Source organism: Hanstruepera marina (assembly GCF_019880635.1).
Lineage (GTDB): Bacteria > Bacteroidota > Bacteroidia > Flavobacteriales > Flavobacteriaceae > Hanstruepera > Hanstruepera marina.
Window position 1 is genome coordinate 37,599 of the sequence record NZ_JAINVX010000006.1, and the last position, 11,726, is coordinate 49,324.

The following is an 11,726-nucleotide window of genomic DNA, read 5'->3' on the forward strand; positions in this document are numbered from 1 at the left end:
TATGAAAGTTTATCATATAATACTGGTAGTTTTTGTTCTTTCTAATATAAGTTGTAGGGAAGACAAAAGGGAAGTGGATGAACCAATCAAAAAGGAGAAAGCAATATCAATTGCAGATACTTTAAGCTTAAGACTTAACGCCGTTAACAAATGGTTGGTAAATAGTGAAACCCATGAAGGTGTTAACAAAATGGATTCAATTATTTCACAATTTGAAACGAAAGGAAACATGAGTTATAAAGAACTGGGCGAGGCCCTTTCCAAACAGACCAGTTATATTATAAAAAACTGTACCATGACTGGTGAACCACACGATCAATTGCATGTAGTTCTGGTTCCCATGTTAGATGAAATTTCAATATTGCGTGAAACGGATAGCGAAACAGAATCGGTACATGCTTTGAGTAATTTAACTGAACTTATTGAAGCCTATTACCAATATTTTAAATTGTAAAAAAGTGATGATTATCATATTTTAAACAAAAGCCATTAATTAAATTTGTGCCATGATTAAGAGTTTAACCCAAAAAATTACTACGTATGTCCTAGTTGTTATTCTACTGGCACATAATATCAATACATTCGTAATTGTGGGAGACTTTTTGGCCAATCAGGAATTTATAGCTAAAACACTTTGTATTCAGAAAGATAATCAACAAGGGTGTAATGGTAAGTGTCATTTAAAAAAACAATTGGCACAAAATGAAACCGGAACAGATGGTAAGGCTCCTGTTCAGGAAAGCAAGCGTCAGGTACTAGATGTGTTTTTTATCACGGACATTAATTCTGTTGATGCCCAATTTATTTCTTTTTATATAAACAAAAATAGGGTGTTTTACCAAACACCTATCATTTCTGAAACTACGCTTTCAGTTGATACACCACCTCCAAACGTGGTTTAGTTTCTTTTATTAAAAACATGACGTTTTTATTCTTTTCTAACCAGATATTGATGGTTGGACAAGGTTTTTATATTAAAATTTTTAAAAAACGAGTCCAAAAATTATGTATCAATGCTTGTAGCTATTTGTAAGCTACTAGCTATTGGTATGCTTTAAAACAAATTAAAATGAAACTTAAATATATTTTACCTATCCTATTTTTAGCACTTGCTACTGTTGCTTGTTCTTCAGATGAAAATGATGATTACACACCACCAACAAGTGAAGTTGATGGATTACAACTTATTCAAGAACTTTCAAACGACACACATACTATTGAATTGTACAATCAATCGGGTTTGTTCTACACTGGTTATAATAATATAAGCTTACGTATTAAAAATAGGTCGAACAACGAATATGTTGAAGATGCAAGCATAACATGGATGCCTATGATGCAAATGCCTACTATGCAACACTCATGCCCTAAAACCAACCCTGAAAAAGTGACTGGTAAGAATACCATTTACCAAGGAGCCATAGTTTATCAAATGACAAATACTGACGGCTCTGGTTGGTCATTAATGTTTGACTACACTATTGATGGTGTTGATTATGTGGTTTCAGATACGATTACAGTTATGCAAAATGATAATCAAAACGTATCAAGTTTTATGGGAACGGATTCGAGTCGTTATGTTGTTGCTATTATAGAGCCAGAAAATCCAATTATCGGGAATAATGATTTGGTAGTAGGTGTTTATAAAATGGAAAATATGATGTCCTTTCCAGTTGTAGAAAACTACATCTTAACACTTGATCCTCGTATGCCTGGCATGGGTAATCATACGTCGCCAAATAATACCAATTTAACGTTTAATGCGGCTGACAATAAGTATCATGCCAACCTATCATTAACTATGACAGGGTATTGGGTGTTAAACTTAAAACTTATGAATGTGGATGATGAGGTTATAAAAGGGGAAGATGTAACTGACGGTAATGAGCAAAGTAGCTTATATCTAGAATTAGAGTTTTAATTTACTAAATATGAGATTTCATAGATGGTGATAACATCTATGAAATCTCATTAAACACTAAAGTCATGAAAAAGCTCATAATGGTATTGAGCGTTTTATATACAACACTTTCCTTTGGTCAAGACACTTTGCCTTCAATGGAAAAAGATACAACGCAATTAGATGAGGTTATTTTAATCACACAACGTAAATTAAGTAACTACCGTCAAGAGAAAACGTTATCTAGTATAGACGATTATTTAGAAAAATCTAATCGAATAACTATGATTAAACGTGGAAATTACGCTTGGGAACCTACTTTAAGCAACATGACCAGCGAGCGTTTAAATGTAACTATTGATGGGATGCAAATATTTGGCGCCTGTACAGATAAAATGGATCCTATTACATCATACGTTGATGTATCTAACTTAAAGAAAGTTACCATTGCATCAGGTCAAGAAGGTACCGAAAATGGGCATTGTGTTGGTGGTGCCATTGATTTGCAACTACCAGAATCTAAATATTATGATTTCGGTTTAAAATCGAGTGTAGATGTTGGATACGAAACTAATGGTAATTACAGAACCGCTGGATTAGATGTTGAGTACTCTGGAAATACCTTTTATTTGAATGCAGATGGTATTTTTAGAAAATCAGATAATTACGGTGCTGGTAATAACCAAGAGGTTTTGTATTCGCAATTTCAAAAATACAATATCTCATTGCAAGGCGGCTATAAACTATCTGAAAACCATCAATTAGATGCCAATGTTATTTATGATAAGGCTACAGACGTTGGCTATCCTGCATTACCCATGGATGTATCGCTTGCCGAGGCTTTAATTACATCGGTAACGCATAGCTTTGAAAATGATTCTGCATTTATAAAATCCTGGGAGTCAAAACTTTACTTTAATACCATTACACATATTATGGATGATTCACAACGTCCTGATGTGCCTATTCGTATGGATATGCCTGGATGGAGTGATACCTATGGTTTTTACAGTAAAGTGAAAATTGAAGCTAATAAACACAGCTTATTGTTCAATTTAAATGGATTCTATAACCGTTCATTAGCCGAAATGACCATGTATCCTAATGATTCCAATCAACCATTAATGTTTATGTACACGTGGCCAGATATTAGAACACTATATTCGGGTATGTATGCTAAAGATGCTTATGCCATTTCGGAAAATGCCACGGTATCAGCCAATGTAAGGTTAGGTGTCCAAAACAATACTATTGGTAATGAAGTAGGTTTGGAAAGTTTGCAAATTTTTTATCCGGACTTAACCGATTCAAAGAATAGATTTTTAATGGGGTTTGCTGCAGATTATCTCTATAAAAAGCCTAACTACGATATTTCGTTTGGTGTTGGTTATGGTGAGCGCGCACCATCGGTAAGTGAAGGTTACGGATTTTTCTTGTTCAATAGCTTTGATAACTTTGACTATATAGGAAACCCGTATTTGTCCAATGAAAAATCTTTTCAAGCCAATATTAAAGCCAATTATAGCATATATGATTTTAAGATTGGTATTGAAAGTTCATATTTCTATATTATGGATTATATAATAGGAGGAATTGACCCAACCTTAAGTGCCATGACCATTGGTGCTTCAGGTGTAAAGGTTTATACTGGATTAGATCATGCATCTATTTTTGATGTGTATTTAAACACGTCATATAATTTTACCGAAAAGTTCTCGGTAAATGGTACAGTTGGGTATAATTACGGACAGGGCAGTAATAACGAACCATTACCAATTATTAAACCATTTTCTTATGTAGCCGAAGTGGCTTATGCAACATCAAAATTTAATGCAGCCTTACAGTTGGAGGGTAATGCAAACCAAAGTCGTTTTAGTAGTTTTTATGGTGAAGACGAAACGCCAGCTTATGGTGTTTTAAACCTTAATTTAGGCAATGTTGTAAATTTAAAAAACAATAAGTTGGTGTTTAAATATGGCGTTGAGAATATTCTGGACAGTTTCTATTCAACCTATGCCGACTGGAACAACATACCTAGACAAGGCCGAAATTTCTATATCAATGCTTCGTTTATAATTAGATAAGAAAATTCCAGAAAGCCTTTGAGGACAACTTTCTGGAATTTTTACCAAACAACTGCTTTAATTTTAAGTTTTGAAGTACTTGTTGTAGTTCAATAAAACAAGCACTTTTTTATGTTTTATAAATAAAGCTTTCAAAATATGATTTATATCATATTAGGTTAAGTTTTTGTAAAGTATTTTTGAATAATTCAAAATAAGACATATTTATCCTATTTAAAATAATGCTAATTAAACTATTATGAAAAAAAATAAAATTTTTGCGGGTATTCTTGTAATATTGGTCTTCATGCTAAATTCTTGCTCTGATAAAGAGGAAAAAAAACAAAATAGTGCCGAAATTTCTGTTAGTCAGGAGATGACAGCGGAATTGACAGCTCCCCCAAATGTGCCAAGACCTATTGGTAGGCGTAAAGCCAAAAAACTTATTGTTGACATGGAAATTCTTGAAAAAGAAGGAACTATGACTGATGGGACAACTTATGTTTATTGGACTTTCGGTGGTTCTGTACCAGGAAGTTTTATTAGAACTAGAGTGGGTGATGAGGTTGAATTCACGTTATCTAACCACCCAGATAATAAATTACCTCATAACATTGACCTACATGCCGTTACTGGACCTGGAGGAGGAGCAACATCTTCATTTGTAGCACCAGGACATGAAAAAACTTTTAGTTTTAAAACACTTAACCCTGGATTATATGTTTATCACTGTGCAACTGCTCCAGTTGGAATGCACATTGCTAATGGTATGTATGGTTTGATTTTGGTTGAGCCAGAAGGTGGCTTACCACCTGTGGATAAAGAATACTATGTTATGCAAGGTGATTTTTACACTAAAGGTGAAAATGGAGAACCTGGACTACAACAATTTGACATGCAAAAAGCTGTTGATGAAGATGCTGACTATGTAGTGTTTAATGGTAGTGTGGGTTCTTTAACAGGTGACAATGCTATTACAGCTAATGTAGGAGAAACGGTTAGATTATTTGTTGGTAACGGAGGACCTAATTTAGTATCATCTTTTCACGTGATTGGTGAAATTTTTGACAATGTTTATATGGAAGGTGGAATGAAGATGAATCATGATGTGCAAACTACATTAGTACCAGCTGGTGGAGCAGCTATTGTAGAATTTAGAGTAGATGTTCCTGGAACATTCATCTTGGTAGACCACTCCATCTTTAGAGCTTTTAATAAAGGAGCTTTGGGTATGCTTAAGGTTACTGGAGATGAAGCTAAAACTATCTATTCAGGAACGAAACAAGAAGGTATTTATTTACCAGAAGGAGGAGGCATTCAAACCATGCCAGATGATGGTAAAGTCAAAACAGAAACAGCTTCTACTGATAAGACTTTAGAAGAAAAAATGGAATCAGGTAAGCAAATATATATGAATACATGTTTTGCTTGTCATCAAGCAGAAGGTCAAGGTATTCCAAAGGCCTTTCCTCCTTTGGCAAAATCAGATTACCTGAATGCCGATGTTAATCGTGCTATTGGTATTGTGTTAAATGGTAAAACTGGAGAGATTACTGTAAATGGAGAAGTTTACAATAGTGTTATGACAAGACAATCATTAAGTGCAGATGAGGTTGCAGATGTTATGACCTATATATATAATTCTTGGGATAATAACAAAACCAATGTAACAAAAGCTCAAGTAGAGCAAGTTAAGAGTGGTCACTAATAATAATTAATAGCAGATACCCATGAAAACTATTTTAAGACTGATAATGAGCGTTCTGTTCACCTCATACCTGACAACAGCTTTTTGTCAGTCTGAAATGGTTCCAATAAAAGGGAGCGTTTATACACCTTTATATGGTAGGGATTCTATGCAAGTAACCATTTCAGATTTTGAAATGGATGTTTATCCAGTTACAAATAAAGAATTTCTGCAATTTGTAAAGAAATACCCCAAATGGCAACGATCTAAAGTAAAGCGCTTGTTCGCTGATAATAATTACTTGATTAATTGGAAATCTGATACAGAATTAAGCAGTGGTCAATCTCTTAATGCACCTGTTACAAATGTATCATGGTTTGTTGCAAATGATTATTGCAAATGTTTAGGAAAGCGATTACCTACAGTAGATGAATGGGAATATGTAGCCATGGCAGATCAAGATATTGCAGATGCAAGAACTAAAGCAAGTTATAATGAGTACATTTTAAGTTGGTATGAAAAACCAAAAACCTTTAATAATGAAATAGGTAGCACATTTAAAAATTATTGGAATGTGTATGATTTACATGGTTTGGTTTGGGAATGGACGTCAGATTTTAATTCAGTTTTAGTTTCCGGAGAGTCTAGAAAGGATGTTGATACAGATACTAATTTATTTTGTGGTAGTGCTGCTATAGGAGCTACAGATCTAATGAATTACGCTGCTTTTATGCGTTACGCTATTCGGGGTAGTCTAAAAGCAAAATACTCCATGAAAAATCTTGGTTTTCGTTGTGTAAAAGATATAAGTGAATAACAATGAAGAAATTTAAATTACTAATAGCACTTTTTTTGACATTAACTGTGACTATATCATGTAAGAATGATAAGTCTAATACTGATATGGTTGTTTATCAATGTCCGATGCAATGTGAAGGCAATAAAACCTATACTGATGCGGAAAGTTGTCCAGTATGTAAAATGGACTTAAAAGCTATTGACCAAGAACCTGATAAAGTTTTGAATAATCAAGAAATTTCAGATGAATCTATTTTCAATTTAACAAATAATTGGAAAACAGAAGAAGGAGGAGCCATTCAACTTGAAGATTTAAAAGGAAAAACCTTGGTTATGGTTATGATTTACACAACCTGTAAAGCAGCTTGTCCGCGTTTGGTTGCCGATATGCGAAACATTGAAGCACAAGTACCTAAAGAAAATCTAAAAGATTTACAATTTGTATTGGTAAGTATAGACCCTAAAAATGATACACCAGAACGATTGAAAGCATTTGCCGAAGAAAATTTAATGGATGATGAGCATTGGACTTTCTTACAAGGTACTGAAAGTGGTGTTCGAGAATTTGCAAATGTATTAGCTGTAAAATATAAACAAATATCTCCTATAGACTTTTCACATTCAAACATCATTAGTGTATTTAATCCACAAGGAGAATTAGTGCATCAACAAGAAGGTTTAGGAGTTGATAATAATGAAACTGTTCAAGCCATTCTTGAATTAACAAATAAATAGAATACTAATCAAAAACTAAATAATATGTTATCAAAAAAACAAGCACGTGCCTTTTTCCTTGGTGGTACTGCAGTGACCTTTATCATATTTATTGGTCTTACTATTTTTTCTTTTAGTAAGGCTCAAGATCAATCTAATGACGAAAATATCACTGAAGCCGTAGTTCGAGGAAAAACCCTTTGGGAAGAAAATAATTGTATGGGTTGCCATACAATAATGGGAGAAGGAGCCTATTATGCTCCTGAATTAACTAAAGTAATTGAACGTAGAGGAGAAGGCTATATTAAAGCCGTTTTAACAACACCAGTGGATTGGGCTCCTAATGGAAGAAAAATGGTAGCTTATGGATTTACCGCTGAAGAAGCTGCGGATTTAATAGCCTTTTTTGAATGGATAGGAGAAATAGATTTAAACGGATTTGATACCGTGGTATCTCCATTAGCAAAAGATAAAACTAACTCTAACTAAAAGAAATTATGAAATATAAATCACAAAAAGTAGCCTATTGGTTTTTTGCCCTATCCATGTTATTGTTTGGTTTGCAAATCATATATGGTTTTATTATGGGGTTTGCTCATGCAGGTTATGATGGATTACATGAATTCATTCCGTTTAATACAGCAAGAGCAGTACATACTAATTTATTAGTAGTTTGGTTATTATCAGGTTTTATGGGTGCAGCCTATTATATTATTCCTGAAGAAGCGCAACGCGAATTGGTAAACGTAAAACTCGCTTATGTACAATTAATAAGTTTAGCTTTAGTTGGTGTTATCGCCATTGTAGGCTATCACTTTAACTATTGGGAAGGTCGTAAATTTTTAGAAATCCCAAGACCTTTAGATTATTTAGTTGTTGTAAATGTACTGTTGTTTTTAGGACTTATTTTAGCAACCTTATTTAAAGGCAAACGCAAAACAACAACCGCACTCGTGCTTTCTATGGGTCTGCTATTTGCAGCCTTGTTATACTTACCAGGTATGCTTCCGTTTGATAGTCAAGTGAAAGATTCTTTCTTCAGATGGTGGGTAGTTCATCTATGGGTAGAAGGTGTTTGGGAATTAATTATGGGTGGTATCTTATCCTTCTTATTAATAAAACTAACTGGTGTAGATAGAGAGGTCATTGAAAAATGGTTATACGTCATTGTTGGTTTAACATTCCTATCAGGCGTTTTAGGTACAGGTCACCACTACTATTACATTGGTGTAAATAAAATTTGGTTAATCGTTGGAGGTATATTCTCTGCACTAGAGCCTTTAGCATTTTTGGCCATGGCATTATTTGCTGTTAATATGTACCGAAAAGGCGAAAAGAAACACCCTAACAAATTAGCATTATACTGGACACTTGGCGCAGCTATAGTTTCGTTTATTGGAGCAGGATTACTTGGTTTCGCACACACGCTGCCACAAACTAATATATATACGCATGGTACTTTGGTAACGGCAATGCACGGTCATTTAGCTTTCTGGGGCGCTTACGCTATGATTGTTTTAGCCATTATAAGTTATGCTTTACCAAATTTAACAGGTAGAAAACTATATGAAAGTACACGCGGTAGAGCTGCGTATTGGTTGTCTAATATTGGTATTATTGGTATGACGGTGGCCTTTGGTGTAGCTGGTGTAGCTCAAGTATATTTAGAGCGAAAGTTTAAAATGGAATTTATGGAAGTGCAAAAAGAAATTGAAATCCATTTTATTGTACTTATCCTTTGTGCAACATTGTTCATGACAGGTATAATTTTATACTTCATTGATTTTTACAAACACGGTAAACCAACAGATGAAGCTCTAGAAATAGCATCATAAATACAGAGTGACTAACTCAAAATAATAATGCCCGCATTACAAACTACAATGCGTAATGCGGGTTTTTCTTTAAACACTAAAACAAAATGAATATTCCTTATTATCATGCCATTGGTAAAGAAGTTCAGGTATTTGAACATGCCTATAATTGTAAAATTCCCTTCTTATTAAAAGGACCAACAGGCACAGGAAAATCCAGATTTATTGAGCATATGGCTCATAAATTAGACACCAAACTTATAACGATTTCATGTCACGAGGAAACCTCATCAACAGATTTAATAGGCAGATTTATTATTAAAGGTGCCGAAACCGTTTGGTTAGATGGCCCATTAACCACTGCTGTAAAAGAAGGCCATATTTTATATCTCGATGAAATTGCCGAAGCTCGTCCTGATGTTATTGTTGCTATTCACTCTTTAACCGATCACAGACGTGAATTGTTTATAGATAAGTTGGGTGAAACTATAAATGCCCATAAAGATTTTATGTTGGTAGCATCATTCAATCCTGGTTATCAACGTGGATTTAAAGAATTAAAACCTTCAACAAGACAGCGTTTTGTTGCAATTTCATTCGATTATCCAGAAGAAAAAATTGAAGCCGAAATTTTGGTTTCAGAAACAAATGTTTCAAAAGACGACGCCAAAAGACTGGTAAATATTGCTACAAAAATTAGAAACCTCACCGAGCTTGGTTTAACCGAAACCGTTTCAACCAGATTATTGGTAGATGCAGCACACTTAATTCACACAGGATTACCAAAACGTTTGGCCGTTCATGTAGCTGTTGTGGAACCCCTAACCGATGATTTGGAAGTCATTCAAGCCTTAAAAGATTTAAGTGATTTAATGATATAAATTAATTGGCAGTACACAGTATTCAGTTGGCAGTCCAATTGATACTGAAAACCGCAAACTGAAGACTAAAGACTATGTTCGAGTTCGAACCAGACGAGTACATATTTACCAAGTTTGCCTTCTTTTTTAAAAAACGTAAAAAGAGAAAAGAAGCAGAACTTAAACACGCCGTAAATTTAGATGAGATAAAACCAAGGTTAACCATTTTTGCACGCGCAATTACTGGTGAAGCCATCGAGATTTATGCAGCAGAACGCGAGGGCGGTTATAGAAACAACAACTTTTTTCTGCCTACTAAATTTTACGATTTTCAATCGGTAAAAGACAATATTTCATTTTATTTATTTAGAGTTTTATACTTATCTGTTCAAAAGAATTTAAATTTAAATTGGAACGATAATACCGAACACGACACTTTAGAATCGCAACAAAAAGCACAAGACACTTCAAAAGGCGTTTTAAAAGAATTGTTCGAACAATTCCCCATTACAGAAACCTATCACCAAAAATTTGTGTCTTTTTATAACGAAAAAGCCACGAAAAAAAAACCAGCAGATTTTTCATTTATATATGGAAAATGGATGCGGAATGACATCAAAGACAATTCAGTTGAAAAACTAGAAAACTTTACAGATCAAGTTAAAAAGGCAAATGAAGAACAGCCCAAAACACTAATAAAATCTAAAGCTGTTGAAGAAATAATTTCGGTACAAATAGACCAAAAACAACTAGAAGATGCGGTATTACAGCATCAGTTTGAAAAGGTTGAAACCGCCGAAGAATTTGGAGGGAATTTTAGGGAGATGGATGGTGATGATGATTTAGAAGATCACTCCAACGCGCTCGATGAAGTTAATATGAAACATACCGTTCGTGTTGATGATACAGCGCATTCCGTCTATCAAGCTGATTTTATTGAAAACACCACCATTGCCGAAAGTGCAGAAAACGAAAGCAATGGCTACTTTGTGACTTACGATGAATGGAATTACAAAGACCGAAGTTATAAAGAAGACTTCTGCAAAGTATATCCTAAAAATCCTGTTGTTTCTGACCCTTCGTTTTACAAAAAAACATTAAACGACAACCGCTCTACTTTAATGGGTTTGCGAAAAATGTTGACCACCGTTAATAACAAATACCAGCAACAGCGCAGGCAACCACAAGGTGAAGAGTTGGATATTGATGCGGTTACCGACTTGTTTGTTGATGTACATACAGGTCATACCCCATTAGAAAAAATCTATCTATCCAAGCGTAAAAAAGAAAAAGATCTATCCATTCTATTGTTGTTGGATGTGAGTTTATCCAGTGATGGCTATGCTGCAGGGAATCGGGTTATTGATGTTGAAAAACAAGTATCCATTCTGTTTGGAGAAATTTTAAATGAGTTCAATATCGATTTTTCCATCGATTGTTTTTACTCTAAAACTAGAAACCATTCCAGTTATATCACTTTGAAGGGTTTTGATGAAAACTGGGATGTAGCAAAACATAAAGTGGGCGGTATCGAACCTAGTGGCTATACACGTATTGGTGCAGCTTTAAGACATTCTGGAGCATTGTTAGATAAACGTGACACCAAAAACAAATGGGTCATTTTAATATCAGACGGAAAGCCAAACGATTATGATAAATACGAAGGCAAATACGGTATTAATGATGTTAAACAAGCACTTCGAGAACTTAATGAACGTCAAATAAACTCATATGCTTTGGCTATTGAAGCACAAGCCAAATATTATTTACCGCAAATGTTTGGACAAAACCATTATCAAATTTTAACCAACCCTGTGGAGTTGTTGCAATCGTTGGTTAAACTTTATGAGCGAATAAAGCATCAATCTTAAAAAAGAAAAAGCAATTTTA

General features: G+C 34.3%; 11 protein-coding genes. All 11 read left to right on the forward strand.

What is annotated here, in order from left to right:
• Position 1: 1 nt before the first annotated feature.
• The gene (locus K7G76_RS14475) at positions 2-454 is read left to right on the forward strand and encodes a hypothetical protein (RefSeq protein WP_223034939.1); all 453 of its coding nucleotides are present in this window, start codon (positions 2-4) and stop codon (positions 452-454) included.
• A gap of 52 nt (positions 455-506) precedes the next feature.
• A complete protein-coding gene (locus tag K7G76_RS14480; protein WP_223034940.1) occupies positions 507-902 on the forward strand; it encodes a hypothetical protein in 396 nt (131 codons plus the stop codon).
• A gap of 167 nt (positions 903-1,069) precedes the next feature.
• Entirely contained in the window at positions 1,070-1,921 is an 852-nt protein-coding gene (locus K7G76_RS14485) for a hypothetical protein (RefSeq protein ID WP_223034941.1), read from the forward strand.
• Positions 1,922-1,986: 65 nt separating this feature from the next.
• On the forward strand, positions 1,987-3,984 hold the full coding sequence (locus K7G76_RS14490; RefSeq protein ID WP_223034942.1) for a TonB-copper family protein: 1,998 nt from the start codon (positions 1,987-1,989) through the stop codon (positions 3,982-3,984).
• 238 nt (positions 3,985-4,222) lie between these two features.
• Positions 4,223-5,671 (forward strand): copper-containing nitrite reductase, encoded by a 1,449-nt coding sequence (gene nirK / locus K7G76_RS14495; protein WP_103052731.1) that lies wholly within the window; start codon positions 4,223-4,225, stop codon positions 5,669-5,671.
• Positions 5,672-5,693: 22 nt separating this feature from the next.
• Positions 5,694-6,467 (forward strand): formylglycine-generating enzyme family protein, encoded by a 774-nt coding sequence (locus K7G76_RS14500; RefSeq protein WP_103052730.1) that lies wholly within the window; start codon positions 5,694-5,696, stop codon positions 6,465-6,467.
• A gap of 2 nt (positions 6,468-6,469) precedes the next feature.
• The gene (locus K7G76_RS14505) at positions 6,470-7,183 is read left to right on the forward strand and encodes an SCO family protein (RefSeq protein WP_165780106.1); all 714 of its coding nucleotides are present in this window, start codon (positions 6,470-6,472) and stop codon (positions 7,181-7,183) included.
• 24 nt (positions 7,184-7,207) lie between these two features.
• Positions 7,208-7,651: a c-type cytochrome gene (locus tag K7G76_RS14510; protein WP_103052729.1), complete on the forward strand. Its 444-nt coding sequence runs from the start codon at positions 7,208-7,210 to the stop codon at positions 7,649-7,651.
• A gap of 8 nt (positions 7,652-7,659) precedes the next feature.
• Positions 7,660-8,997: a cbb3-type cytochrome c oxidase subunit I gene (locus K7G76_RS14515; protein WP_103052728.1), complete on the forward strand. Its 1,338-nt coding sequence runs from the start codon at positions 7,660-7,662 to the stop codon at positions 8,995-8,997.
• 86 nt (positions 8,998-9,083) lie between these two features.
• Positions 9,084-9,857 carry a CbbQ/NirQ/NorQ/GpvN family protein gene (locus K7G76_RS14520; RefSeq protein ID WP_223034943.1) on the forward strand — a complete coding sequence of 258 codons (774 nt, stop codon included), beginning with the start codon at positions 9,084-9,086 and terminating at the stop codon, positions 9,855-9,857.
• 74 nt (positions 9,858-9,931) lie between these two features.
• A complete protein-coding gene (locus K7G76_RS14525) occupies positions 9,932-11,707 on the forward strand; it encodes a nitric oxide reductase activation protein NorD (protein ID WP_103052726.1) in 1,776 nt (591 codons plus the stop codon).
• Positions 11,708-11,726 lie beyond the last annotated feature (19 nt).